11 protein-coding genes are annotated in these 25812 nt (G+C 64.6%); 7 read left to right on the top strand and 4 right to left on the bottom strand.

Features of this window, described 5'->3' with window-relative positions; genetic code table 11:
* Window positions 1-102: 102 nt before the first annotated feature.
* Together JY96_RS02825 and murI are read right to left on the bottom strand one after the other, a co-directional pair.
* Window positions 103-11121 carry an S-layer family protein gene (locus tag JY96_RS02825; RefSeq protein WP_052162066.1) on the bottom strand — a complete coding sequence of 3673 codons (11019 nt, stop codon included), beginning with the start codon at window positions 11119-11121 and terminating at the stop codon, window positions 103-105.
* A gap of 339 nt (window positions 11122-11460) precedes the next feature.
* Entirely contained in the window at window positions 11461-12276 is an 816-nt protein-coding gene (gene murI, locus JY96_RS02820) for a glutamate racemase (RefSeq protein ID WP_035040938.1), read from the bottom strand.
* 246 nt (window positions 12277-12522) lie between these two features.
* Here murI and JY96_RS02815 point away from each other — a divergent pair, with 246 nt between their 5' ends.
* From JY96_RS02815 to JY96_RS02800, 4 genes are all read left to right on the top strand, one after another.
* Window positions 12523-13272: an electron transfer flavoprotein subunit beta/FixA family protein gene (locus JY96_RS02815; RefSeq protein WP_035034782.1), complete on the top strand. Its 750-nt coding sequence runs from the start codon at window positions 12523-12525 to the stop codon at window positions 13270-13272.
* A 14-nt stretch (window positions 13273-13286) separates the two neighbouring features.
* Window positions 13287-14219: an electron transfer flavoprotein subunit alpha/FixB family protein gene (locus tag JY96_RS02810; protein WP_035034779.1), complete on the top strand. Its 933-nt coding sequence runs from the start codon at window positions 13287-13289 to the stop codon at window positions 14217-14219.
* A 108-nt stretch (window positions 14220-14327) separates the two neighbouring features.
* Window positions 14328-16133 carry an acyl-CoA dehydrogenase gene (locus JY96_RS02805; protein ID WP_035034777.1) on the top strand — a complete coding sequence of 602 codons (1806 nt, stop codon included), beginning with the start codon at window positions 14328-14330 and terminating at the stop codon, window positions 16131-16133.
* Between the two features lie 124 nt (window positions 16134-16257).
* Window positions 16258-17223 (top strand): nitronate monooxygenase family protein, encoded by a 966-nt coding sequence (locus JY96_RS02800; RefSeq protein WP_035034774.1) that lies wholly within the window; start codon window positions 16258-16260, stop codon window positions 17221-17223.
* A gap of 66 nt (window positions 17224-17289) precedes the next feature.
* On the opposite strand, the gene JY96_RS02795 is transcribed toward JY96_RS02800, so the two are convergent.
* Window positions 17290-19143, bottom strand: a complete 1854-nt coding sequence (locus JY96_RS02795) for a hybrid sensor histidine kinase/response regulator (protein WP_081960984.1) — start codon at window positions 19141-19143, stop codon at window positions 17290-17292.
* A gap of 14 nt (window positions 19144-19157) precedes the next feature.
* Window positions 19158-19889, bottom strand: coding sequence for a response regulator transcription factor (locus tag JY96_RS02790; protein ID WP_035034771.1), 732 nt, complete (start codon window positions 19887-19889; stop codon window positions 19158-19160).
* A 172-nt stretch (window positions 19890-20061) separates the two neighbouring features.
* Here JY96_RS02790 and JY96_RS02785 point away from each other — a divergent pair, with 172 nt between their 5' ends.
* Genes JY96_RS02785 through JY96_RS02775 form a run of 3 tightly spaced genes read left to right on the top strand, consistent with a single transcriptional unit; the run spans window position 20062 to window position 25763 of the window.
* Complete coding sequence (locus JY96_RS02785; RefSeq protein ID WP_152606338.1) at window positions 20062-21582, top strand: efflux RND transporter periplasmic adaptor subunit; 1521 nt, start codon at window positions 20062-20064, stop codon at window positions 21580-21582.
* A 9-nt stretch (window positions 21583-21591) separates the two neighbouring features.
* Window positions 21592-23760 (top strand): PqqD family peptide modification chaperone, encoded by a 2169-nt coding sequence (locus JY96_RS02780; RefSeq protein WP_035034767.1) that lies wholly within the window; start codon window positions 21592-21594, stop codon window positions 23758-23760.
* Window positions 23757-25763, top strand: a complete 2007-nt coding sequence (locus JY96_RS02775) for a DEAD/DEAH box helicase (RefSeq protein ID WP_081960983.1) — start codon at window positions 23757-23759, stop codon at window positions 25761-25763. The genes JY96_RS02780 and JY96_RS02775 overlap by 4 nt, the downstream gene beginning before the upstream one ends.
* Window positions 25764-25812 lie beyond the last annotated feature (49 nt).

Raw genomic sequence — 25812 nt, 5'->3', positions numbered from 1 at the left:
GACGCAATGGCATGACGCTTCAACCGCAAAAGCATTGGGTCAAATCCATTGAGCACTTATCGGCTGCCCACGATCGTTACTTAAGTCGTGGGCAGCCGAAGCTCAGATAAGCGGGTGGTTTTGTTGCTGCTCGTCAAGCAACTTGGTCGGGTCGGTCTGGACCATCTGCACATCCAGATTCACCACCGCCGCATGGGCCTGGACCTCGCTCGTGACGGACGTCACGGATGCGCTGGTCTCGTGACCGCTCAGGAGGTTATGGCCCGGATCAGCCAGCAGATCGGAGGCACTGACGCCCAATCCCGTGCCGCTGGCGGCGGCGTGGGTCGTGCTGGCGTCTGCACCGGCCGGTGAACCGCTGGCCGCCGCGACCGCGGCATCGGTGGTCGCCGTGCCCGTCGCGTGATCGGTCGGCGTGACCGCAGTGTTGGCTGCCGCCGTGCCGTCGCTGGTCGACTTGGTGAACCACACGTCAGCCATATCGTGCGTGGCGCCGTCGCTGGTCTTGTAGCTCGAGACCAGGCCCAGCAGGTTGCCGTGGTCGATGGCGACACCCGTCGTGGCTTTCAGGTCCAGCTCGATGATGCCCAGGCTGGCCAGCGAATGCAGCTCGCCCTTCTCGGATATGCCGTCACCGTTGGTGTCCACCCAGACCTGCATGTCCTTGAAGTGGGCATCCGCCAGCGTCAGCTTGCCGTCGTGGTTGCTGTCCATCGCCAGCATGGCGTTGTAGCCATTGCCGGCGCGCTGCCCGTTCTCCAGCACGGTGGCCGTGCCGAACAGCTCGGTGCCGTCGTTGATGATGCCGTCGTGGTTACGGTCCAGCACCAGCAGGCCATCACCTGACGACACCCAGCCGTGCTGGGCCGTGCTGCCTGTCGCGTTGAGGTCGAAGGTGGTGCCATGTGCCGCGGAAACCGTGTGCACGCCGTTGCCGTCAAGGTCAAGCACGATCGGGGTCGAGCTGATCAGCGTATCGAGCTGCGTGGAACTCATGGCCCCGACCTGGGTCGTGGTCAGCGAGGCAGCCTGGTTGATGGTCCATGCCGCAAGATCCGTGGTTTCGATGGCCGCGATCTGATCCGTGGTCATGGCCTGGATCTGCGCGGTATTGAACTCATGGAACTGCGCCGTGGTCATCGCAGCGATGCTGTCCGTCGAGATGGCGGCGAACTGGGCCGTGTTCAGCGCATGGATGTCCAGCGTGGTCAGGGCCACGATGTGGGCGGTATCCAGTGCGGCGATCACGTCGGTGTGCAGCGCCGAGATCTGCGTTGTCGTGAAGGCGCGCAGGTCGGCTGTCTCGATGGCCACGATCTGATCCGTGGTCAGTGCAGCGATGTTCGCGGTGTTCATGGCCACGAATTGCGCGCTGCTGAGCGCCACGATCTCCGAGGTCGTCAACGCGGCCACATGGGCGGTGTTGAAGGCCTGGATCTCGGCTGTGCTCATCGCACGCAGATCAGCCGTTTCGATGGCGGCGATCTGGTCGGTGGTCATGGCCGAGACCTGCGTTGTCGTGAACGCGGCCATCTGCGTCGAGTTCAGTGCGACGATCTGGTCGGTCGTCAACGCTGCCACGGCGGAGGTGGTGAAGGCTCGCATGTCGGCCGTGTTCAGGCCGGCCAGGTCACTGGTCTCGAACGCCGCCGCCTGGGCGGTGTTGAGTGTGCCGATCTGAGTCGTCGTCATGGCGCCGACCTGGGCCGAGTTCAGGGCGACGATCTGATCGGTGGTGAGTGCCGCGACACTGTTGGTGTTGAAGGCGCGGACTGCTGCCGTGCCCAGCGCACCGATCTCGACCGTGCTCAAGGCGGCGGCCTGGGCCGTGTTCAACATGTTGATCTGGGCCGTGTTCATGGCGGCCAGATCCGAAGTCTGCATGTTGAAGAGCTGATCGGTGGTCAGCGCTGCGACCTGAGTGGTGCTCAGTGCGTTGACCTGCGTGGTGCTCAACGCCACGATCTGGTCGGTGGTCAGGGCGGCGACGGCGGCTGTCGTGAGTGCCCGCATGTCGGCCGTGTTGAAGCCGGCCAGGTCACCCGTTTCGATGGCAGCGACCTGCGAGGTGTTCAACGCGCCAACCTGGACCGTGCTCAGCGCGGCCAGATGGGCGGACGTGAGCGCCGCGACCTGGTCCGTGTTCAGCGCTGCCACGTTGTTGGTGTTGAGCGCACGGACATCGGCTGTCGTCAAGACGGCGACCTGCGAGGTGGTGAGCGCCAAGGTCTGGGCCGTGTTGAGCACACCGAATTGGGCGCTGCTCATGGCGCTGATATCAGCGGTCTCGATGGCCGCGATCTGGTCGGTCGTCAGCGCGGCCACCTGGGTGGTGCCCAACGCAGCCAGCTGGGTCGAGGTGAGTGCAGCGATCTGATCGGTCGTCAACGCATTGATGGCGGCCGTGGTGAAGGCACGCATCGCGGCAGTGTTGAGGCCGGCGAGGTCGCTCGTCTCGATGGCGGCAGCCTGATTGGTGTTGAGCGCGGCGATCTGGGTGGTGCTCATCGCACCGACCTGGGCCGAGCTCAAGGCCACGATCTGGTCAGTCGTCAAAGAGACGACGTCATTGGTGTTGAATGCCTTGACCTGGTTCGTGTTCATCGCGCCAATCTGGGCCGTGGTCAAGGCCACAGCCTGGGCCGTGTTGAAGGCCGCGATCTGCGCCGTGTTCATCGCGACGAGGTCTCCCGTTTCGATGGCAGCGACCTGGTCGGTGTTCAGCGCCCCGACTTGCGTGGTGCTCAGCGCGGCGAGTTGCGCGGAGTTCAGCGCGGCGATCTGGTCGGTGGTCAGCGCGTTGACCGCGGCTGTCGAGAAGGCGCGCATGTCCGCGGTGTTCAGGCCCGCCAGGTCGCCCGTCTCGATGGCAGCAGCCTGGTTGCTGTTGAGCGAGGCGATCTGCGCCGTGCTCATCGCACCGATCTGGGCCGAGGTCAGCGCCACGATCTGGTCGGTGCTCAGCGCAGCCGTGTCGGCTGTCTTCAGCGCCCGGACTTGAGCCGTGTTCAGCACCGCAATCTGGGCCGTGCTCAGGGCAGCAGCCTGTGCGGTGTTGAACACCGAGATCTGCGCCGAGTTCATCGCAGCCAGGTCACCCGTCTCGATGGCGTTGACCTGCGTGGTGTTGAAGGCAGCCACCTGCGTCGTGCTGAACGCGGCCAGTTGCGTGGAGTTCATGGCCACGATCTGGTCGGAGGTCAGCGCGGCGACGGATGCCGTGTTCATCGCCCGGACTTCAGCGGTGTTGAGCGCGCTGATGTCGGTGGTTTCGATCGCGGCGATCTGCTTGGTGTTGAACGCGGCAATCTGCGCCGTGCTCATTGCAGCAAGCTGGCTGGAGTTCAGCGCGACGATCTGATCCGTGGTCAGGGCCGCCACGTCATTGGTGTTGAGCGCACGCAGGGCCGTAGAGCTGATCACGCCAATCTGATCGGTGGTCAGCGCAGCGGCCTGGGCCGTGTTGATGGCGGCCAGTTGCAGCGAGGTGACGGCGGCGATGTCGCCGGTCTCCATCGCCGAGAGCTGCGAGGTGTTGAGCGCGGCGAACTGCGAGCTGCTCATCGCACCCACCTGGGCCGAATTCAGCGCCACCACCTGGTCGGTGGTCAGGGCGGCGACGTCGGCGGTGTTCAGCGCGCGGGCAGCGGCGGTGCTCATCGCGCCGATCTGCGCGGTGGTCAGTGCCGTGACCTGATTGGTGTTCATCGCGGCGATCTGGGCGGTACCCATGGCCACCAGATCGGTCGTCTCGATGGCAGCGACCTGATCCGTGGTCAGTGCCGCGACCTGTGTGGTGCTCAGGGCACTGATTTGCGCCGTGTTGAGGGCGGCGATCTGGTCGGTCGTCAGGGCGCTGACCGCATTGGTCGAGAAGGCGCGCATGTCGGCCGTGTTCAAGCCAGCCAGGTCGCCGGTTTCGATCGCGGCAGCCTGGGTGGAGGTCAGTGCCGCCACCTGCACGGTGCTCATCGAACCAATCTGCGTCGAGCTCAGGGCCACGATCTGGTCGGTCGTCAGGGCGGCCACGTCGTTGGTGTTCAGCGCGCGAACCTGCGATGTGTTCAGCGCACTCACCTGATCGGTGGTCAAGGCGTTGGCCTGGGCCGTATTGAGGGCGCCAATCTGGCTCGAACCCATGGCGGCAAGGTCGCTGGTCTCGATGGCCGCTACCTGGTTGGTGGAGAGCGCGCCCACCTGCACCGTGCTCAAGGCGGCGAGCTGCGCGGAGTTCAGCGCGACGATCTGGTCGGTGGTCAGGGCGTTGACCGCATTGGTCGAGAAGGCGCGCATGTCGGCCGTGTTCAGGCCGGCGAGGTCGCCGGTCTCGATCGCGGCCGCCTGTGTGGAGTTCAATGCAGCCACCTGCACGGTGCTCATCGAACCAATCTGTGTCGAGCTCAAGGCCACGATCTGGTCAGTGGTCAAGGCGTTGACCGCATTGCTCGACAAGGCCCGCACGTCTGCCGTGTTGAGCGCGCCGATCTGGTCGGTGCTCAGCGCGGAGGCCTGCGCCGTGTTCAGCACGGCCACCTGGGCGCTGGAGAGCGCGGCAATGTCGGACGTCAGCAGCGCATTCACCTGATTGGTGTTGAGCGCGGCCACTTGCGTGGTGCTCATCGCGGCGACCTGCGTCGACGTCATCGCCACGAGTTGATCCGTGGTCAAGGCGGCGATCGAGGCGGTATTGAGCGCACGAACGGCGGCGGTGTTCAGTGCGCCGATGTCACTGGTCTCGATGGCCGTGATCTGATTGGTGTTGAAGGACGCAATCTGGGCAGTGGACAGGGCCCCGAGCTGGCTGGAGTTCAGCGCGACGATCTGGTCGGTCGTCAACGCGGCCGTGTCGTTCGTGTTGAGCGCACGCAGGGCCGTCGAGCTGATGACGCTGATCTGGTCAGTCGTCAGCGCGGCGGTCTGGGCCGTGTTGATGGCGGCCAGCTGGGTCGAGCTCACCGCTGCGATGTCACCGGTCTCCATGGCCGACAGCTGCGACGTGTTCATCGCGGCGAACTGGCTGCTGCTCATCGCGGCGACCTGGCTGGAGTTCAGCGCGACGATCTGGTCCGTCGTCAGGGCGGCCACGTCGGCGGTGTTCAGGGCTCTGGCCTGTGCCGTGGTCATCGCAGCGATCTGCGATGTGGTCAGCGCGTTGACCTGATTGGTGTTGAACGCGGCGACTTGCGCCGTGCTCATGGCGCTCAGATCGGTCGTCTCGATGGCGGCGACCTGGTCGGTGTTCATGGCGCCAACCTGGGTGGTGCTCAGCGCCGTGATCTGCGCCGTGTTGAGCGCCACGATCTGGTCGGTCGTCAGCGCATTGACGGCGGCTGTCGAGAAGGCACGCACATCTGCGGTGGTCAGGCCAGCCAGATCGCCCGTTTCGATCGCGGCGGCCTGGTTCGAGTTCATCGCAGCGACCTGGGCCGTCGTCATGGCACCGATCTGTGCGGAGTTCAGCGCCACGATTTGATCGGTCGTCAGCGCGGCCACGTCATTGGTGTTGAGCGCGCGGATGGCCGTGGAACTGATGACGCTGATCTGGTCGGTCGTCAGCGCGGCGGCCTGGGCTGTGTTGAGCGCAGCCAGCTGCGAGGACGTGACCACCGAGATGTCGCCCGTTTCCATGGCCGAGAGTTGTGCCGTGTTGAGCGCAGCGAACTGCGTGCTGCTCATGGCGGCGACCTGGGTCGAGTTCATCGCCACCACCTGGTCCGTGGTCAGCGCGGCGATGTTGGCGGTGTTCAGCGCGCGGATGTCGGCGGTGGTGATCACACCAATCTGAGTGGTGGTCAGTGAGGCCACCTGGTTGGTGTTGAAGGCGCCGACCTGAGCGGAGCTCATGGCAGCCAGATCGGTGGTCTCGATATTGCTGACCTGATCGGTGCTCAGCGCGGCCACCTGGGTGGTGCTCAGGGCATTGATCTGGGCGGTGTTGAGCGCCACGATCTGGTCGGTGGTCAGGGCATTGATGGCGGCCGTCGAGAAGGCGCGCATGTCAGCCGTGTTCAGGCCGGCCATGTCGCTGGTCTCGATGGCCGTGGCCTGGCTGGTATTGAGCGCGGCGATCTGCGTGGTGCTCATGGCACCGATCTGGGCCGAGCTCAGTGCCACGATTTGATCGGTCGTCAAGGCACCGACGTCGCTGGTGGTCAGGGCACGTACCTGGGCGGTCGTCATCACGCCGATCTGGGCAGTTGTCAAGGCCGCAACCTGGGCGGTATTGAAGCTGCCGACCTGGGCCGAGCTCATGGCAGCCAGATCGGTGGTCTCGATATTGCTGATCTGGTCGGTGGTCAGCGCGGCCACCTGGGTGGTGCCCAGGGCATTGATCTGAGCGGTATTGAGTGCCGCAATCTGGTCGGTGGTCAAGGCATTGATGGCAGCCGTCGAGAAGGCGCGCATGTCTGCCGTGTTCAGGCCAGCCAGGTCACCCGTTTCGATCGCGGAAGCCTGGTTGGTGTTGAAGACGGCGAACTGCGAGGTGCTCATCGACGCGATCTGCGCCGAGGTCAACGAGGCAATCTGGTCGCTGCTCAGCACGGCGATGTCGGCAGTCTTGAAGGCCCGCATGTCGGCCGTGGTCAGGGCCCCGACGTGCAGTGTGTTCAGTGCCGTGGCATGGGCCGTGTTCAGCACGGCAACCTGGGCCGTGGTCAAGGCGGCGATGTCCGTTGTCTCCAGCGCGCTGACCTGGTCGGTGTTGAGCGCGGCGACCTGGGTCGTGCCCAGGGCGGCGATCTGCGTCGAGGTCATGGCCACGATCTGATCCGTGGTCAGCGCACCGACAGCGGCTGTGCTCAGGGCGCGCACCGCTGCGGTGTTCAATGCACCGATGTCCGTGGTCTCGATGGCAGAGACCTGATTGGTGTTGAGCGCGGCGATCTGGGTGGTGCTCAAGGCGCCGAGCTGGCTGGAGTTCAGCGCGACGATCTGGTCGGTCGTCAGTGCGGCCGTGTCGTTGGTGTTCAGGGCGCGAATGGCCGTCGAACTGATGACGCTGATCTGGTCGGTGGTCAGTGCGGCGGTCTGGGCCGTGTTGATGGCAGCCAACTGGGTCGAACTCACCGCAGCGATGTCGCCAGTCTCCATGGACGACAGCTGCGAGGTGTTGAGCGCGGCGAACTGGGTGCTGCTCAGTGCGGCAACCTGGTTGGAGTTCAGCGCGACGACTTGGTCGGTTGTCAGCGAGGCGATGTTCGTCGTATTGAGCGCACGGATATCGGCGGTGTTGAGTGCGCCGATCTGATCGGTGGTCAGTGCCGAAACCTGGTTGGAGTTCATCGCGCCGATCTGGGCCGAGCTCATGGCGGCCAGGTCGGTGGTCTCGATGGCGGCCACCTGATCGGTGTTGAGCGCGGCCACCTGGGTGGTGCTCAGGGCGCTGACCTGGGCCGTGTTGAAGGCCACGATCTGATCGGTGGTCAGGGCATTGACGGCAGCTGTCGAGAAGGCGCGCACATCGGCCGTGTTCAGGCCGGCGATGTCACTGGTTTCGATCGCGGCGGCCTGGTTGGTGTTGAGCGCGGCAATCTGCGCGGTGCTCATGGCGCCGATCTGAGCCGAGCTCAGGGCGACGATCTGGTCTGTCGTCAGGGCGGCCACGTCGGCGGTGTTCAGGGCCCGCACGTCGGTCGTGCTCATGACATTGACCTGAGCGGTGGTCAGATTGGAGGCCTGGTTCGTGGTGAACGCGGCGACCTGAGCGGTCGACAGGGCGGCAATGTCGCCCGTTTCAATCGCGGCCACCTGGTCGGTGGTCAGCGCGGCCACCTGTGACGTGCTCAATGCGCCAATCTGGCTGGAGCTCATCGCGGCCACCTGGTCGGTGGTCAGCGCGTTGGTCGCAGCCGTGGTGAGCGCACGCACAGCGGCGGTGCTCATGGCAGCCAGGTCCGTCGTCTCGATGGCGGCTGCCTGGGCCGTGTTCAGCGCGGACGCCTGGCTGCTGCTCAGCGCAGCGGCCTGGCTCGTGGTCAACGCGACCACCTGGTCAGTGGTCAGGGCGCCCACTTGCGTGGTGCTCAGTGCGGCCACCTGCGTCGAGGTCATCGCGGCCACCTGGTCGGTTGTCAAGTTGTTGACATCCGCTGTGGTCAGCGCCCGCACCGCGGCGGTGTTCAAGGCGCCGATGTCGCTTGTCTCGATCGCGGCCACCTGGTTGGTCGTCAAGGCGGCGACCTGGCCGGTGCTCAGTGCACCCACCTGGGCCGAGCTCAACCCGACGATCTGGTCGGTCGTCAGCGCGGAAATCGAGGCCGTGGCGATCGCGCGGATCTGTGCCGTGGTCAGTGCACCAACCTGATCGGTCGTCAGCGCCGCCAACTGCGAGGTGTTCATCGCAGCGACTTGTGCCGTACTCAAGGCATGCACATCGTTGGTGGTCATGGCCGCGACCTGGTCGGTGTTCAGTGCAGCCACTTGCGTGGTGCTCAGGGCCAGTGCCTGGCTTGTGGTCAGGGCGGCAATCTGGTCGGTTGTCAGCGCGGCGACAGCTGCGGTCGTGAATGCACGCATGCCTGCCGTCGAAATGGCCGAGATGTCGCTGGTCTCGATGGCAGAAGCCTGGTTGGTGTTCAAGGCCGCGACACTGGCGGTGTTGAGCACCGCCATCTGCGCCGAGGTCATGGCCACGATCTGATCGGAGCTCATGGCTGCGATCTGCGAGGTGCCCAGCGCGGCGATTTGCGTGGTACTCAGCGTGGCCACCTGCAGCGTGTTCATCGCGCCCACGGCCGACGAGGTCAGGGCGCGGATGTCCGCGGTGTTGATGGCGCTGATGTCATTGGTCTCGATGGCACTGATCTGGTCGGTCGTCAGCGCGCCGAACTGCGTGGTGCTCAAGGCAGCGATCTGGGCCGAGTTCAGGGCCACGATCTGGTCGGTCGTCAAGGCCGCGATGGCCGCGGTGCTGAGTGCACGCACACCATTCGTGGTCATGGCAGCCAGATCACCCGTTTCCATGGCGGCCACCTGGTTGGTGTTCAGCGCAGCAGTCTGGGCCGACGACATGGCAGCGACGTCTGCAGAGGTCAGTGCCACGACCTGATCGGTCGTGAGTGCGCCTACCTGCGTGGAGCTCAGCGCGCCCACCTGGGCGCTGCTCATGGTGGCCACCTGGTCGGTCGTGAGCGCGGACACATCGGCCGTGTTGAGTGCACGCACCGCGGCGGTGTTGAGACCAGCCACGTCGGACGTCTCGATGGCAGCGACCTGATCCGTTGTCAGCGCGGCAACCTGGGTCGTGCTCATGGCCCCGATCTGGGCGGAGCTCAGCGCGACGATCTGGTCGGTCGTCAGGGCGCCGATTTCGGCGGTCGTCAGACCTCTGATGGCATTGGTGCTCAGGCCGGCGAGGTCACCGGTCTCGATGGCCGCGATCTGCGCGGTGTTCATCGAAGCCAGTTGCAGCGTGTTCATGGCGCCCAGTTGCGCAGAGCTCAGCGCGACCACCTGGTCGGTGTTCATGGCGGCGACCTGTGCCGTCGACAGCGACAGCACCTGCGTCGTGGACATCGCGGCCACCTGATCGGTTGTCAGGGCAGCCACGTCTGCGGTGTTGAACGCGCGGATGGCGGCCGTGTTCAGGCCAACGATGTCGCTTGTCTCAATGGCGGCCACCTGGGCGGTGTTCATTGCCGCCACCTGGGTCGTCGTCATGGCACCGATCTGGGCGGAACTCATGGCTGCCACCTGATCCGTGTTCAGGTTCGCGACGGCAGACGTGTTCATGGCCCGCACTTCAGCGGTCGTCAGCACAGCGACGCGGTCGGTGGTCAGCGAGGAAGCTTGCGAGGTGTTGAGGACGCCGATCTGCGCTGTCGTCATGGCGCTGATGTCGGTCGTTTCGATGGCATTGACCTGGTCCGTGCTGAGCACGCTGACCTGGTTGGTGTTGAGTGCGGCGATCTGCGACGAAGTCATCGCCGCGATCTGGTCCGTGGTCAGCGCCTTGACCGAGTTGGTATTGAATACCGCAATGGCGGCCGTGCTCAGCGCGGCCAGGTCGCCTGTCTCGATGGCGGCCACCTGGTCCGACTTCAGGGCGCCGACCTGCGCCGTGGACATGGCGGTGAACTGGCTGCTGTTCAACGCGACGACCTGATCGGTCGTCAGACCGGACACGGTTGTGGTCGACAGGGCCCGGACTTCGGCTGTGTTCAGTGCACCGATCTGGTCGGTGGTCAGCGCGGCGATCTGAGCCGTGTTCAGCGTGGCAATCTGCGCCGTGTTCATGGACGCCAGGTCACTGGTCTGGATGGCACTGACCTGATCGGTGGTCAGTGAGGCCACTTGCGACGTGCTCAGCGAGGCCAGTTGGGCGGAAGTCAGGCCGACGATCTGGTCGGTGCTCAAGGCGGCCAGGGCAGCCGTATTCAATGCGCGGATGCTGGCGGTGCTCAGGGCGCTGATGGCGGCGGTGTCAATGGCGGCGACCTGGGCCGTGTTCAGCGTGTTGACCTGACGGGTGTCGAAGGCCGATAGCTGGACCGTGTTCATCGCCACGACCTGGTCGGTACTCAGCGCCGCGATGTCTGCGGTGTTGAAGGCCTTGATCGAGGATGAACTCAGCGCGGCAATCTGGTCTGTGGTCAGCGCACTGATCTGGTTCGTGTTGAACACGGCGATCTGGGTCGAGCTCATCGCATACAGATCGGTGGTCTCGATGGCGGCCACTTGCGTGCTTGTCAGGGCGGCGACCTGGTTTGTCGCCAACGACAGCATCTGGGCGGAGGTCAGGGCCGCGACCTGGTCCGTGGTCAGGGCGCCCAGGGCCGTGGTGTTCAGCGAGCGCAGCAAGGTGCTGTTGAAGGCCTGCAGGTCACTCGTTTCGATGGCGCTCACCTGCGATGTGGTCAGCGCGCCGATCTGGGTGGTGGAGAAGGCGCCGAACTGTGCCGAGGTGAAGGCCGCGATCTGGTCGGTCGTGAAGACCGACATGGACGTCGTTGTCAACCCCTTGATGTCTGCTGTCTCAATGACCTGAACCTGCGCGGTCGTCAGCGCCGCGATCTGGGCCGTGTTGAACAAGGCCCAGTCCGATGTCGTCAGGTTGACGATGGTTTGCGTAGACAGAGCCGCAACCTGGGTCGTGGTCAGCAGAGGAATCAGAGAAGACATTTATTAACCCCTTGTGGTCCTCTGGTCCTTGGGGTTGCGCGTCACATGTGGCCAACACCCGGTTCCCAGAAGGAAAAATCCGATCTCGTCAGAGGCTATGCGTGATGCACAGACTCCAACGCGCGAATAAGCCGGGGTTCTTCAAAGCGTTTTTGAACCGCGGGATTCTCCGCACGACATCGGGTTATCGGGAAGGGGGGGCGCCGCTTAAGCCCCTGGCGACACCAGGTCTATCCGAAGGCGCTATGTCGGGAGGCAAAGTGGGCGAAACCTCACGACTGAGGGGGGCCTTTCAGGCAAATTTCAGTAATTGCCAGAATTTGGGGGGCAAATGGCCTGTTAGTCGAAGGAAGAGACGCTTCCTTCCAGGCCCAACCATTTCTTCGCGACCTCTGCGAGGTGGGATGGGTTTCCGCTGGAAAATAAATGAACTTCGCTGGGTGATTTATGATTAATTCTGCGCGAAGTTTCCAATTTTTCTGGTTTTGCCGATTTCTGGCTGTTGCTCGTGCTGCATAGACGAGCAGTGTGCGCGGCCACGGCGTCCGCCGTGTCCATGATCACCACATCTGGCCCCAGGGCCTGGGCAAACAGTGGCCTGACAAAAGGGTAGTGCGTACAGCCCAGCACCACGGTGTCCACCTTGGCCAGCTTCAGCGGCGCACTGAAGCGCTCGACCAGTGCGCGCAAAGCCGGCGTATCCAGTTCGCCGGTTTCAATTTCCCGCGCCAGGCCAGGGCAGGGTTGAGGCACGATCAATGCACCCTGCGCATAACTTTCAATCAAACGTTTGTATTTGTCGCTTGACAGGGTGCTGGGGGTGGCTAGCACGCCTACACGCTTGTTGTGTGAATGGGCTACAGCCGGCTTGACGCCCGGTTCAACGCCAACCACCGGCACATGGGGGTAAGTCTGGCGGATCAAGTGGATGGCGGCAGCCGTGGCCGTGTTGCAGGCCACCACGATGACATCAACCTGTCTGGCCAGCAGGAATGCGCAGATGCGATGACTGCGCTCGGCGATGAAGTCGTCGTCGCGCTCACCATAGGGCGCGTGCCCGGAGTCGGCCACATAGGTCAGTTCCGCCTCTGGCAGTCGAGCGTGCAAGGCGCGCAGCACGGAAAGCCCGCCCAGGCCGGAGTCGAATACCCCGATGTGTGTGTGGGCGCCTCGGTAGATGGGTGCTGGTGAGGCACCTGTTTCAGGGGATGCGGGGGCGTGCTGGTTCACAAGCAGAGGGGCAGGGGCGTGGAACGCGGGGCAGAAGTCGCATTTTGTCATGCGATTGCATCCGCATTTGTGGTCCAATCTCCCAAGTTCGCGTTAGAATCGAACGATCGTGCTTTTTTGGGCGCGGCAAACTTTTATTTAACTCTTCCTCATGACGCAGGAGAACATCGCATGAAGGTTCTGGTTCCGGTCAAGCGGGTTGTTGACTACAACGTGAAGGTTCGCGTGAAGTCCGACGGCTCTGGTGTCGACATCGCCAACGTCAAGATGTCCATGAACCCCTTCGACGAAATCGCCGTTGAAGAAGCCACCCGCCTGAAGGAAAAGGGCGTGGTCACTGAAATCATCGCCGTGTCCATCGGCGTGTCGCAATGCCAGGAAACCCTGCGCACGGCCATGGCCATCGGTGCCGACCGTGGCATCCTGGTCGAAACCGACGCTGAAGTGCAGCCCCTGGCCGTGGCCAAGGTGCTCAAGGCCCTGGTCGACAAGGAAAAGCCTGATCTGATCATCCTGGGCAAGCAAGCCATCGATGACGACAGCAACCAGACCGGCCAGATGCTGGCTGCCCTGGCTGGCCTGCCCCAAGGCACCTTCGCCTCCAAGGTGGAAGTGGCTGACGGCAAGGTGTCCGTGACCCGTGAAGTCGACGGCGGCCTGGAAACGGTCAAGCTGTCGCTGCCCGCCGTGGTGACGACCGACCTGCGTCTGAACGAGCCCCGCTACGTGACGCTGCCCAACATCATGAAGGCCAAGAAGAAGCCCCTGGAAACCGTCAAGCCGGCGGATCTGGGCGTGGACGTGGCCCCTCGCGTCAAGACCCTGAGCGTTGCCGAACCTCCCAAGCGTTCCGCTGGTATCAAGGTGCCCGACGTGGCCACCCTGGTCGACAAGCTGAAGAACGTCGCCAAAGTGATCTGAGGAGATAAAGCATCATGACCGCTCTCGTTATTGCTGAACACGACAACAACAGCATCAAGTCCGCCACCCTGAACGTGGTGACGGCTGCCAAGGCGCTGGGTGGCGACGTGCACGTGCTCGTCGCTGGCTCCAACGCTGGTGCCGCTGCCGCTGCCGCTGCTCAAATCGCTGGCGTGGCCAAGGTCCTGCACGCTGACGGCGCTCAACTGGCCGACGGCCTGGCTGAGAACCTGGCTGCTCAAGTGCTGGCCGTGGCTTCGGGCTACAGCCACCTGCTGTTCCCCGCCACCGCTTCCGGCAAGAACGTGTCGCCTCGCGTGGCCGCCAAGCTGGACGTCGCCCAGATCTCGGAAATCACCAAGATCGTGTCGGGTGACACCTTCGAGCGCCCCATCTACGCCGGTAACGCCATTGCCACCGTGCAATCGGCTGACTCGGTGAAGGTGCTGACCGTTCGCGGTACCGCTTTCGACGCTGCGCCCACCACCGGTGGTTCCGCTGCCGTGGAAACCGTGGCTGCCGTGGCCGATTCGGGCTCCTCGTCCTTCGTGGGCCGTGAAGTGACCAAGTCTGCTCGCCCCGAGCTGACCGCTGCCAAGATCATCGTGTCCGGTGGCCGTGCCCTGGGTTCTGCCGAGAAGTTCAACGAAGTCATGTCGCCCCTGGCTGACAAGCTCAACGCTGGCCTGGGTGCTTCCCGCGCTGCCGTGGACGCTGGCTACGCTCCCAACGACCTGCAAGTCGGCCAGACCGGCAAGATCGTGGCGCCTCAGCTGTACATCGCTTGCGGCATCTCCGGCGCCATCCAGCACTTGGCCGGTATGAAGGATTCCAAGGTCATCGTGGCCATCAACAAGGATCCGGAAGCCCCGATCTTCCAGGTGGCTGACTTCGGTCTGGAAGCCGACCTGTTCACGGCTGTGCCGGAACTGGTGAAAGCCCTGTAATCACGGGCAATTTACGGGATAATTCATGACAGACGGTCTGTCTGTTTGACCAACCCGCCGGGGGCGTCTTTCAAGAGACGCCCCCTTTGTGTTTATCGGAGAATACCTATGAGTTACCGCGCCCCAGTCAAGGACCAACTGTTCTGCCTCAAGGAATTGGCTGGCCTCGACAAGATTGCCCAGATCCCCGGCTTTGAAGACGCCGGTTACGAAACCGCCCAGGCCGTGCTGGAAGAGTCGGCCAAGTTCAATGAAGGCGTGGTGGCGCCGCTGAACTGGAGCGGGGACCAGGACCACGGTTCATGGGACAACGGCGTGGTACGCGCATCCAAGGGCTTCAAGGAAGCCTACCAGGCCCTGGCCGAAGGCGGCTGGCAAGGCCTGGGTCAACCCACGGAATTTGGCGGCCAGGGCCTGCCCAAGTCCATCGGTGCGGCCTGCATCGAGCACATGACCTCGGCCAACCTGAGCTTCTCGCTGTGCTCCATCCTGACAGCAGGCGCGATCGAGGCGCTGCTGACAGCCGGCAGCGACGAGCTCAAGCAACGCTACATCCCCAACATGATCGCCGGCCAGTGGACGGGCACGATGAACCTGACCGAGCCGCAGGCTGGTTCGGATCTGGCTCTGGTTCGCTCCAAGGCGGTCAAGCAAGGCGACGGCACCTATCGCATCTCCGGCCAGAAGATCTTCATCACCTATGGTGAGCACGACATGTCGGAGAACATCGTCCACCTCGTGCTGGCGCGTACCCCGGATGCACCGGAAGGCGTCAAGGGCATCAGCCTGTTCGTGGTGCCCAAGTTCCTGGTCAACGAAGATGGTTCGCTGGGCAAGCGCAACGACGTGTATTGCGCTTCGATCGAAGACAAGCTGGGCATCAAGGCATCGCCCACCGCTGTGCTCGTGTTCGGCGATAACAAGTTCGACGTCGGTGCAGGTGCCATCGGCTACCTGGTCGGCGAAGAGAACCGCGGCCTCGAGTACATGTTCATCATGATGAATGCCGCCCGCTACGACGTGGGCGTGCAGGGCCTGGGCGTGTCCGAGCGTGCTTACCAGCATGCCGTGGCCTATGCCAAGGACCGCGTCCAGTCGCGCCCTGTGGATGGCTCTCACCCTGGTTCGGCCGCCATCATCCATCACCCCGATGTCAAGCGCATGCTGATGACCATGCGTGCCCTGTGCGAAGCCGAGCGCGCGATGGCGCTGGTTGGTGCAGCGGCCTATGACACGGCTCACCATCACCCGGATGCCGCCACGGCCAAGCAGGCCCAGGCCATGTACGAGTTCCTGGTGCCACTGATCAAGGGCTACAACACCGAGAACTCGGTGGAAGTGACCTCGCTGGGCGTACAGGTGCACGGTGGCATGGGCTTCATCGAAGAAACCGGTGCCGCTCAGTACTACCGCGACTCGCGCATCCTGCCGATCTACGAAGGCACGACCGCCATCCAGGCCAATGACCTGGTCGGGCGCAAGACCGCGCGTGACGGCGGTGCCATGGCCAAGGCTGTGGCCGCCATGATCGCCGACACCGAAGGTCAACTGGCTGGCCGCAACAGCGCCGCTGGCAAGAAGCTGGCCACCCAGCTGAAGGCCGCACGCGAGTCCTTCCTGCAAGCGGTGGATTTCGTGGTCGCCAACGTCAAGAGCAAGCCCAACGACGTGTTCGCGGGCTCCGTGCCTTACCTGATGCTGACCGCCAACCTGGTTTGCGGCTGGCAGATGGCCCGTTCGCTGATCGCTGCGGAAGACAATCTGGCTGCTGGCAACGACGTGTCCTTCATGGAAGCCAAGATCGCCACCGCCCGTTTCTACGGCGACCACATCCTGGCCCGCGTGGCTTCGCTGCGTGACACCATCCTCAACGGTGGTGAGAGCGTGACGGCCCTGTCGCTGGATGCTTTCTGATCGACCCGCACTGAGCATGTATCAAGCCTGATCGTTCAGGATTGATCGGCCCACACAAGGACGCCCCAATCGGTTCAAGCCGGTGAGGGCGTCTTTTTTTGTTTGATAACGAGGAGACAAGACCATGGCACTGCCTGAAACGCTCAAGCGCGTTCCCTTTCCCGTCATCGCTTCGCCGATGTTCATCGTCAGCACGCCCAAGCTGGTGATCGCTCAATGCAAGGCCGGCGTGGTGGGCTCGATGCCCGCGCTCAATGCCCGTCCGGCCGCCCAGTTGGACGAATGGCTGGCCGAGATCACCGAAAGCCTGGCTGCCCACAACGCCGCCAACCCGGACAAGCCTGCGGCCCCGTTCGCGATCAACCAGATCGTGCACAAGAGCAATGACCGCCTGGACCACGACATGGCCATGTGCGAGAAGTACAAGGTGCCGCTGATCATCACCTCGCTGGGCGCGCGCACCGACGTCAACGATGCGGTGCACAACTGGGGCGGTGTGGTGATGCACGACATCATCAACAACAAGTTCGCCAACAAGGCCATTGAAAAGGGTGCGGACGGCCTGATCGCGGTGGCGGCTGGTGCCGGTGGCCATGCAGGCACCACCAGTCCGTTTGCGCTGATCCAGGAGATCCGCGAGTGGTTCACCGGGCCACTGGCGCTGTCAGGCTCGATCGCGAATGGCCGTGCCATCCTGGCTGCGCGCGCCATGGGTGCCGACTTCGCCTACATCGGCTCGGCCTTCATCGCCACCGAAGAGGCCCGCGCCGTGGAGGCCTACAAGCAGATGATCGTCGACAGCAACAGCGCCGACATCATCTACTCCAGCAAGTTCACCGGTGTGCACGGCAACTACCTGCGCCCCTCCATCGTGAACGCGGGCCTGGACCCGGACACGCTGGGCAATGGCGACCCCAGCCAGATGAGCTTCGGCAGCAAGGACGGCGGCGACGCCAAAGTCTGGAAGGACATCTGGGGTTGCGGCCAGGGCATTGGTGCGGTCAAGCAGATCGTGCCCACGGCCGAGCTGGTGGCGCGCCTGAAGGCCGAGTACGAGGCCGCGCGCAAGGAACTCTGCCAGGGCTGCTGACCGGCCCCCGAGCGATGCAGGCTTGCCGTCCGCAGGCCTGCTCGCTGCAGGTTTGATGCACCCGCCTCAGCGCAGGCTGAGCTTGAAGGCGATCATCGCCCGCAGCTTGGTGGGCACGACCGGCTTGATCAGCAGATGGAAGTCGTGCTGTCGGGCTTCTTCTTCGTGCCCGGTCATCGTGCTGCCGGTGACCATGATGGCGGGCAGGTCGGCGCCGAACCGGGCGCGCAGCACCTTGATGGCATCCACCCCGGTTTGCTGCGCGGGCAAGCGGTAGTCCACGATCAAGAGGTCGGGGCGAGCCTCTGCGTGCGTGGCCCATTGCTGGACGGCTTCTACCGTGTCAAAGGCGCTGACACTGGCGCCCCAGCCCTTGAGCAAGACCTCCAGCCCTTCGGTGACGGCCTGTTCGTCTTCGACGATCACGATGTGGCGGCGGTCCAGCGTGACACCCAGGGATTGCTTGGCGGGCGAGGTGCTGGCCTGCAGGCGTGAAGCACGGCCCATGGGCAGCATCAAGGTGAACACCGTGCCATGCCCGACGCGGGAGCGCAGGGTGAGCGGGGCGCCCATGAGGTCGGCCAGCCGCTTGACGATGGCCAACCCCAGCCCGAGGCCCTTGCGGTGGTGCGGCTCCAGTGGGCGGCTGCTTTGCGTCTGGTAGAACTCTTCGAAGATGCGGCCCTGTTCTTTCTCGGTGATGCCGATGCCGGTGTCCCAGATCTGCAGGCAAAGCTGGTCCCCGCGTTTGCGGCAGGTGACCAGCACGCCGCCATCTTCGGTGTAGCGGATGGCGTTGGACACCAGATTGCGCAGGATGCGTTCGACGATCAGCGGGTCTGCATAGGCATGCAGGTGCTCGCCACGGAAGCTGAGCATCAGGCCTTTTTCGAAGGCGTTGGGCTCGAAGGTGAGGCGCACACGGTTGAACAGCTCACCCATCGAGAAGTGCTCGGGCTGGTTGTCCACGCCGCCCGTGTCGATCTTGGTGATGTCCAGCAGCTCGCTGAACAGGCCCTCCAGGGCGTCCACCGAGTTGTTGATGCTGTTGACCAGGTGGGCGACCTCGGTGTCCTTGCTGCGTTGACGCAGGGCTTCGGCGAACAGGCCCATGGCATGGAGCGGTTGCCGCAGGTCATGGCTGGCAGCGGCAAAGAACTGGGTCTTGGCCCGGTTGGCCAGCTCGGCCTGGCGTTGTGCGGCCTCGGCAATGGCCATTTCGCCGCGCAGGCGCTGGGCCAGTTCCTGGGTGTGCACCCGCAGGCTGACCATTTCGCCGAACACGTTGCGGAAAGAGCGCCCCAGCGCCAGCGCACACAGGCAGACCAGGCACAGGATGCCGGCGATCTGCATCTCGCCCGGCACGTCCCGCAGGGCGGTGCGCACGATCATGGGCACGAAATACACGCCCATGCAGGCCAGAAACAGCCTGGGCTGGCAGGCCATATTGGGCACGGCACCCAGGGCCAGCGAGTACACGATCAGCAGCATCGCCGTGCGTTCCTGCGGGCCGCCATAGTCATAGAACAGCATGGAGGCCAGGCTCCACAGCAGCACGCCGGCGAACATGCTGACGTTCCAGCGTCGAAGCCATTTGTCGGAGTCGGCCCGCCCTTGCAGAATCGCGCGGTCATAGCCCAGCAAGCCGGCGAAGCGCACCGTCCAGACCGTGGCAAAGGCCGCGGCCCAGCCCCACAGCACGTGCCGGGGCGCGTATCGCCAGTACACGCCGATGAGGACCACCATGCCCAGGAAGTGCGCCATCAGCGCGGCGCTGGTCTGGCGGTACACCAGCTTGGTGGTGTCCTGCGCCAGGGCGTCGTCAGACGGCGGGGGCAGGGTGTTGTAGCTGTCCGGGTTTTCGGCGGCCGCATGGGCCCGTTTGCCCGGTTGGGCGGTACTCACGGTGGGGGTGGCCATGGCTCCGCGCGGTATCAGCGTGTGCGCCAGGTGTTGGCAGCGGTGCCCATGTTGCCGCCACCTTGCTTTTGCAGGATCTGGCTGACCGCGATCACCGCCTGGGTACGCGAGCTGACACCCAATGCGCGCAGCACGGCAGCGACGTGGTCCTTGACCGTTTCCACCGACAGGCCCAGTTCGCGGGCGATCAGCTTGTTGGGCTGGCCCTTGAGCAGCAGGTTGAGCACGTCGGACTGGCGTGGGGTGAGGCCCAGTTGCACCAGGGACGGCACCGTCTGGAAGGAGGCTTCCGTGGCCTCGCGTTGCACCTGCTGGACGTGAGGGGAGCCGCTGAGCTGGGGCTGGTGGTCGGCGCCCATGCTCATGGGGGGCACGTACACGCCGCCGGACATGACCTGTTGCAGGGCGTCCAGCAGGGTTTCGTTGGCGGCACGCTTGGGCACAAAGCCCATGGCGCCCATGTCGATGGCGCGGATCACGTCGCTGGTGCGGTCCGAGGCGGAGATCACGACCACAGGCAGGGCAGGGTATTTGGTGCGCAATTCGCCCAGCAGGTCAAAGCCGTCGGCGTCGCCCAGATGCAGGTCCAGCAGGACCAGGTCGTAATTGGCGTCGGTGCGCAGCGTTTCCCGGGCGGCACGCCCGCTGTCGGCGGCTGAGACGGTCACGTTGTCGCCGAGGCCCTGGATGACGGATTGCAGCGCGGCAAGGATCAGGGGGTGGTCGTCGATCAGCAATACCTTCATGAATAACTCCTGAAATCTTGGTTTGCAGCCACCGTGAACCCACCCGAATCCCTGTCAAGGCGTGAACTTTCTCCGTTTTTCAAGGTATCGGCCGCTTGAGATTTTCAGATCATAGGGGCAAGCCGGGCTAAAAAGCCCGACACCCCCATGTGTGTGAGCCAGGACCGCCACCTTGAGCACCATCGTTTCGCCTCGACCGAAGCCGGCTGAGCAACAGCCGGCCACGCCTGTGGCGCCCACCGAGGCGCCGGGAGAGGTGCCGCCCGTTTTTGCGCCAAACGACTCCGCGGCGGTCGCTTGTCTGCAGGCGTTTCTGGCCGAGAAGGACTGGACGTCCGGCGCCGGGGCGTTTGCGACCTTGCTCAATCAGCAGATGCAATGTCATCGCGTGTCGCTGGGCTGGGTCAGCGGGCAGACGCTGCGCTTGCGGGTGCTGTCCGATGGCGTGTTGCTGGAAGAGGGCGTGGCCTTGCCGGAGTTGCACCAGGCCATGCTGGAGGCTGCGCACCAGCAGAAGATGCTGAGCTGGCCTTTGCTGCAGGGCGCAGATCCCACCAGTGCCATCACCATGGCGCACCAGACTTTAAGCCGGGTGCAGGGGCTGTCGGGCCTGGTCACGGTGCCTCTGGCGCAAGACGGCGTGATCATGGGCACCTTGACGCTGGAGCGCACCACGCAGGTCGATTCCCTGCGCCCGATCTCCTTCGGGCAGCAGCAGGCGGCCAAGGTGTTCAGTAACGAAGACCTGGCCTGGCTGACGCGGCTGGCCGAGCTCATGGCGCCGGCCCTGAGCCTGCGCTACCGGCTGGAGCAGCCCTGGTACGAGCGGGGGCGCGGCTGGGTGGAGTCGCTGCGGCTGCGTCTGGCCGACCCGCGTGAGCGGCCTTTGCGTTGGTCCGTGCTGGCCTTCTTCGGCATCATGTCTTTCGGCATTGGCTTGCCGCTGCCTTATCAGGTCACCGCCACGGCGCGCCTGGAAGGGGCCGTGCAGCGTGTGATGAGCGCGCCGCAAGATGGCTACTTGCGCGAGGCGCATGTGCATGCGGGTGATGTGGTCAAGGCGGGCCAGGTGCTGGCCGAGATGTCCGACGACGAGTTGCAGAGCAGCTTGCGTGCCCGTGCCGCCGAGGCCGCCCAGCACGAGAACGCCTTTGCCGAGGCCTTTGCACGGGGCGACCGCGCCCAGGCCGTCATGGCGCAATCCAAGCTGAACGAGGCGAGGGCGCAGATGTCGCTCATCGAGCAGCAGATTGCGCGCCTGAAGATCGTGTCGCCTTTCGATGGCGTGGTCATTGCCGGGGACCTTCGTCAGCAGCTGGGTGCGCCGGTCAAGCGTGGCGACAACCTGTTGACGCTGGCGCCCGGCCTCGATTGGCGCGTGGTGCTGGACATTGATGAGAGCGACATCGCGAGCCTGAGCAAGGGGCAGATGGCACGCCTGCGTCTGGCGGCCATGCCCGATCAGACCATTGGTTTGATGCTCAACCGCGTGACGCCTGTGGCGAGGTCCACGCCCAACGGTGTGCGCTATGAGATCGAGGCCCTGCCCACGGGGGCTGGCGCCGGCGCAAAGGGCCTGCGCCCTGGTCTGCAGGGTGTGGCCCGCATCGACATGCCGCCCAGGCCCTTGCTGTGGCGTGCAGCAGACCGCGCCTGGCAATGGCTGAGCATGCAGGCCTGGACTTTCCTTTGAACGCAGGCCATGCAGGAAGCCTTGCTGTCGCCCTACTGGTACCGCATCGCGAAGCTGCACCCGCGCTTGCGCGCGCACGTCAATGTGCGCATGCAGAGCACCCGCGGGCAGGCCTGGTATGTGCTGCACAACCAGGTTACCGGGCGCTATCACCGTGTCAACGCCCAGGCGTTCGAGCTGGTCGGGCGCCTGGACGGCCGGTTCACGGTGGACGAAATCTGGCAGTCGCTGCTGCAACAACAGGGCGATGAAGCCCCTTCGCAGCACGACGTCATCCGCATCCTGGGGCAACTGACGGACGCGGGCCTGGTGCAGGCTGAAGTCACCCCCGATGTCCGCCAGCTGATGGACATGGGCGAGGAACGCTTGCGCCGCGAAAGGCGCGCCAAGCTCAATCCGCTGTCTTTCAGGCTGGGCTTGTTCAACCCTTCGGCCATGCTGGAGCAGCTGTTTCCGCATGTGCGCGGCTTGTTCACGCCCACGGCCTTTGCGGCCTGGGTGGCCCTGGCCATCGTCGCCTTGCTGGGGGCCTGGTTCAACTGGCCTGAGCTTGCTGTTTATGGCCATGTCCACTTTCTGACGCCCCGTTTTCTGGCCACGGTGTGGGTCATGTATCCCCTGATGAAGGGCGTGCATGAACTGGGGCACGCCTTGATGTTGCGGCGCTTCGGCTGCGAGGTGCCCGAAGTCGGCGTCAACTTCTTCATGCTCGTGCCCATGCCTTATGTGGATGCTTCGGCATCGAACCGGCTGACCAGCCGTGTGCAGCGCGCTCTCGTGGCGGCCGCCGGCATCATGGTGGAGACGACGCTGGCGGCCGTGGGGCTGGGCTTGTGGCTGGTGGTGGAGGACGGCGTGGTGCGCGAACTGGCCTTCACCCTGATGACGCTGGGCGGCTTGTCCACCCTGCTGTTCAATGGCAACCCGCTCATGAAGTTCGATGGCTATTTCGTGGCCTGCGACATGCTCGATCTGCCCAACCTGGCCCAGCGCAGCACCCGCGCCAATGAGCAGTGGTGGCTGCGTGTGGTGGCATGGGTGTTGCGCATGCCGCATGAGCACCAGGGGCACTCGGAAAGCGACCGCTTGTCGCGCTGGCTGTTGCAGCTGTATGCGCCGGCCTCATGGGGCTATCGCCTGATGGTCAGCGCCGTGATGGTGGGCTGGGCGGCGGACAAGGCTTCGTGGATGGGCCTGGGCATCCTGGCCTGGATGATCTGGAGCCTGGTGCTGCAACCGTGTCGCCAATGGGTGAGCAGCCTGCAGCAAGCGCCGGGGTTCGAGTCGGTCCGGCTGCAGGCGGCCTGGGGTGGCGTGCTGATGACCGCAGGCGCCATGGCCATGCTGGCGCTGGTGCCCGTGCCTTCCTCCGTGGTGGCCGATGGTGTGGTCTGGCTGCCGCCTGATGCACAGGTTCGGGCCACCAGCGACGCCGAAGTCGAGGCGGTGCTGGTGCAAAGCGGTCAACGCGTCATGCCGGGGCAGGCGCTGATCCGGCTGCGTGACCCGGTGCTGCTCACGCAACGCGCCATCCTGATGGCGCAGATCGACGGGTCGCGTGCCGAGCTGAATGCGGCCTTCGGGGCCGAGCCGCTCAAGGTGAGCAATGCCCAGCAGGCCTTGGCCCGTGACTACGCCCAACTGGGCAAGATCGACGAGGATCTGGCCAACCAGGTGTTGCGTGCGGTGCAGCCAGGCGAGTTCGTGTTGTCACGCCAGGAGGACCTGGATCAGCGTCAGGTCAGCCGAGGGCAGTTGCTCGCCTATGTGATGTCGGATGCGCCCACGGTTGTGCGTGTCGTGATCTCGCAGCGCGACATCGACGATGTGCGTGAACGCCTCAAGCGCGTGGAGGTGATGCTGCGCGAGCGCCCGGGCAAGACCCTCGTGGCGAAGCCATTGGGCCAGACGCCAGCGGCCGTGGAGCGCCTGCCTTCGCCAGCCTTGGGCAACAAGGTGGGCGGGCCGGTGCCCACGGACCCCACCGATGCAGACAGCCTCAAACCGGCCGAGCCCACGTTCGCCATGGACGTGGTGCTCAATGAGCATATTCCGCGTGCAGGTGGCCTGGCCAAGGTCAAGCTGGAACTGGTGCCCCGTCCCTTGCTGCAGACCTGGGCGATCAGGGCCCGGCAACTCTTCCTCAAGCACTTTTCGGATGTGCAGGGTGGGGCATGAAGGCCTTGCCCCGATCCACGGCACCGGGCACCTGGTCTGATCGGATGGAGACCGGGGCCGTGGTGCCTCGCCCTGGGCCTGTGCACGGCGCGTATCCCTTGCAGGATCTGCCTTCACGTTCGCGCAGCCCGATGCTGGCCTGGTTGCAGGCATGGTGGGTGGCGGCGCCCCATCCGACGGCCACGCGTAACCAGCGATTCCTGCGCGACGTTCGCCTGGCCCGCAAGGAGTGGGCCAGCATGCCGGCATTGGCCAGGGCTCATGCACTGCAGACCTTGCGCGTGAGCCTGGGCAGCAAGGGCCTGACCGAAGCCTTGAGCGCCAGGTGTTTTGGCCTGTTGACGCTGGTGGTGCACGAGCAGCTGGGCTTCGAGTTGCACGACGTGCAATTGCTGGCCGGCTGGTGGATGCTGGGCCAACGCCTGGCCGAGATGGCAACGGGCGAGGGCAAGACCTTGACCGTGCTGTTGACCGCAGCCACGGCGGCCATGGCGGGCATTCCTGTGCATGTGTTGACGGCCAATGACTACCTGGCGCGCCGTGATGCAGAACAGCTGGAGCCCATTTACACGGCACTGGGCCTGAGGGTGGCTTATGTGACGGCATCCAGCACGCCGGCCGAGCGCAAGCAAGCCTACCTGGCGGATGTGGTGCACGTGACGGCCAAGGAGGTGGCTTTCGACCACCTGCGCGACCGTGCCGCGCGCACCGTCGGTGACCTGGACGCCATGGTGCTGCGCGGGCTGTGCATGGCCGTGGTGGACGAGGCCGACAGCATCCTGATCGACGAGGCCTGCACCCCTTTGATCCTGGCGCGTGCGGCGGATGTCCGTGAGGCCGATCAACGCTACCGGCTCTCCTTGTTTCTGGCGCGCAAGCTCCAGGCCGATGTGGACTATGTCTGCTCGGCGGACATGCAGGTGCGCCTGACGGACGCGGGCCAGCAGCAGCTGGACCAGCTGGGTGACAGCCTGCAGGGACCCTGGCGCTGGCGGCGCTATCGGCATGAGCAGGTGATTTGCGCGCTGCAGGCCCTGCATGTGTTCCGCAAGGACGTGCACTACCTGGTGCGCGACGAGGCCATCCACATCATCGATGACACCACAGGGCGGCTGGCGGTAGGCCGATCTTGGTCCCGAGGGCTGCACCAGATGATCGCCATCAAGGAAGGCGTGCCCCCTCAGCCGGAAAACGAAACGCTCACGCAGACGAGCTACCAGTCCTTCTTCCCGCGCTATTTGCGCCTGGCCGGCTTGAGCGGCACGCTGTATGAAGACCGCGCCGAGATGCTGCGCGTGTATGGCCTGCCGACCTGCAAGGTGCCCTTGCGCGTGCCTTCGCGCCGGGAGATGCTGGGCATCCGGATCGTGGACATGGCCGCCCAGAAGTGGGCCTTGGTGGTCGAGCGCGCGCGTGCGCAGTCCATGCGTGGGCGGCCTGTGCTCATCGGGACGGATTCGGTGGCGGACTCCGACGCCGTGTCACGTGCCTTGATGCTGATGGGCGTGCCTCACCAGATGCTCAATGCCCGTCAGGACGAGGCCCTGGGGCAGCAGGAGCAAAGCGTGGTGGCCCAGGCCGGGCAGGCTGGGCGCATCACTGTGGCCACGCACATGGCGGGGCGGGGCACGGACGTGCACCTGTCCGACGAGGCCATTGCCAACGGAGGGCTGCACGTGATCAACACCAACCTGAACCGGTCCCGGCGCATTGACCGGCAGCTGATTGGCCGCTGTGCACGTCAGGGCCTGCCGGGCAGCTGCGAAACCATCCTCAGCTGGGAAGACCATTGCTGGCGCGAGTGGGCCGGCTCTGGCTGGCTGGGTCTGGCAGCGCGCGTGGTGCGGGCCGGTCTGGGGGGCGCGCCCTTGCGGCAATGGCTTTGTGAGCAGGCCCAGATGGAGGCAGAGGCGCGATCCCGTCGGCGCCGTTGGAACATGTTGCTCACCGAATCCCTGATGGCCCGACATCTGGCCATGGCCGGCCGGGAAGATTGGGCCTGACAGGCGTGGCTTATTCACGGATCACGCGATCCGATGCACGCCGATCATC

Origin of the sequence: Aquabacterium sp. NJ1 (assembly GCF_000768065.1) — a bacterium.
Classification (GTDB): Bacteria; Pseudomonadota; Gammaproteobacteria; order Burkholderiales; family Burkholderiaceae_C; genus Aquabacterium.
This window is presented reverse-complemented; position numbering and strand designations above follow the sequence as displayed.

Excerpts from the sequence above, each read along its gene's own strand:
- JY96_RS02800 (WP_035034774.1), top strand. The coding sequence starts at position 16,258 with ATGGCACTGCCTGAAACGCTCAAGCGCGTTCCCTTTCCCGTCATCGCT.
- JY96_RS02825 (WP_052162066.1), bottom strand. The coding sequence starts at position 11,121 with ATGTCTTCTCTGATTCCTCTGCTGACCACGACCCAGGTTGCGGCTCTG.
- JY96_RS02790 (WP_035034771.1), bottom strand. The coding sequence starts at position 19,889 with ATGAAGGTATTGCTGATCGACGACCACCCCCTGATCCTTGCCGCGCTG.
- JY96_RS02810 (WP_035034779.1), top strand. The coding sequence starts at position 13,287 with ATGACCGCTCTCGTTATTGCTGAACACGACAACAACAGCATCAAGTCC.
- JY96_RS02780 (WP_035034767.1), top strand. The coding sequence starts at position 21,592 with ATGCAGGAAGCCTTGCTGTCGCCCTACTGGTACCGCATCGCGAAGCTG.
- JY96_RS02815 (WP_035034782.1), top strand. The coding sequence starts at position 12,523 with ATGAAGGTTCTGGTTCCGGTCAAGCGGGTTGTTGACTACAACGTGAAG.
- JY96_RS02795 (WP_081960984.1), bottom strand. The coding sequence starts at position 19,143 with ATGGCCACCCCCACCGTGAGTACCGCCCAACCGGGCAAACGGGCCCAT.
- JY96_RS02805 (WP_035034777.1), top strand. The coding sequence starts at position 14,328 with ATGAGTTACCGCGCCCCAGTCAAGGACCAACTGTTCTGCCTCAAGGAA.
- JY96_RS02775 (WP_081960983.1), top strand. The coding sequence starts at position 23,757 with ATGAAGGCCTTGCCCCGATCCACGGCACCGGGCACCTGGTCTGATCGG.